Consider the following 1,240-nt stretch of genomic DNA (forward strand, 5'->3'; position numbering starts at 1 on the left):
CGTATTTCTTTATAAGTACGCTGCCGGAGCTTGGCTAGATACGCCGCCTCTGTATTCAATTGATCTCTGAGATTAAATATCAGCCTTAAGCGCCGCGTCTTTGAAAAATCCCCACGTAAAGCGCGAAAACAAAACCGATCGCAACCGCGTAAGGAGCAAACTCGGTGATGCCTTTAGACGAACTTGCGAGCAAGAAATTATGCGCGATCGCAGCTCCCGCCGCCATGCCGATGACGAATATGCCCGAGCTTAAATTTCCCGTGCCGGCCTGTACCAGATGCTTGCCCGGGCAGCCCTCGCTTAGGCTGAAGCAAAGACCCGCGAGCACCATACCCAAGAAATTCCAAACGAAATCGTTATGAGCGATAGGCTGGCCTTCGAAGCCGAGTTTGTATTGTCCAAACGCGATATTTGTGATGCTCGCAAACGCGATGACGCTTAGCACGCCCCAAAACATCGAGAAATCGCCGCTGAAAATTTTGCCGAACGCGCCGACGCTGCAAAATTTGCTCTTGTGCATCAAGGCGCCCACGATAATGCCCGCAGCCAGCGAGATGCCTACCGCGGCGTGTTGCGCGCCGGGTCCTTTAGCGGAGATAAAAAGCGCGCCGCCCTCGCCCGTTTTGAGTCCGAAGACCAAGGCTGCAAGCAGTGCAGCGCCCAGTAGCACGGGCAAAATTCCGATCGCGCCGCTAAGCCTTGCCTCTTTGCTCGCCTCATAGCCGCGCTTTTTAAGCAAAAACCCAATGAGTACGCCGCAGATCAGACCCGCTAGCCCGGCTAGTGCGGTCAAATCGCCGCCGCCTAGGCGCAAAAATGCGCGCCACGGACATCCCAAAAACACAAGGCAGCCGATCATCGCGAAAATCCCTAGGAAAAATTTCGCAAACGGCGAACTGCCCGTAACCGGCGCAAACTCGCGCGTCCAAAGCACGCTTGCTAAAAAGCCGCCGAATACGAGTCCTATGATCTCCGGGCGGATGTATTGCACTGCGGCTGCTCGGTGAAAGCCCAGCGCGCCCGTGGTGTCGCGCAAAAAGCAAGCGACGCAAACGCCCATATTGCCCGGGTTTCCAAAATGCACCAGCGTCGCACCCAGCACGCCTAGCACGGCGCCTGCGATGATGTACCATTTAACGTTATTCATGAAAAAATCCTGAAATAATCTAGATCGACCGATCTCTTAGGCGCGATTTTATCCTTTGTAAAATAAAAAGCAAATAAATTCCGATCTAAATTT

1 protein-coding gene is annotated in these 1,240 nt (G+C 53.5%); it reads right to left on the reverse strand.

Features of this window, described 5'->3' with window-relative positions; genetic code table 11:
• Nucleotides 1-85: 85 nt before the first annotated feature.
• On the reverse strand, nt 86-1,147 hold the full coding sequence (yedE, locus tag Q0369_RS09820) for a YedE family putative selenium transporter (protein ID WP_298099259.1): 1,062 nt from the start codon (nt 1,145-1,147) through the stop codon (nt 86-88).
• Nucleotides 1,148-1,240 lie beyond the last annotated feature (93 nt).

The organism is uncultured Campylobacter sp. (genome assembly GCF_938030685.1).
In the GTDB taxonomy this organism is placed as follows: Bacteria; Campylobacterota; Campylobacteria; order Campylobacterales; family Campylobacteraceae; genus Campylobacter_B.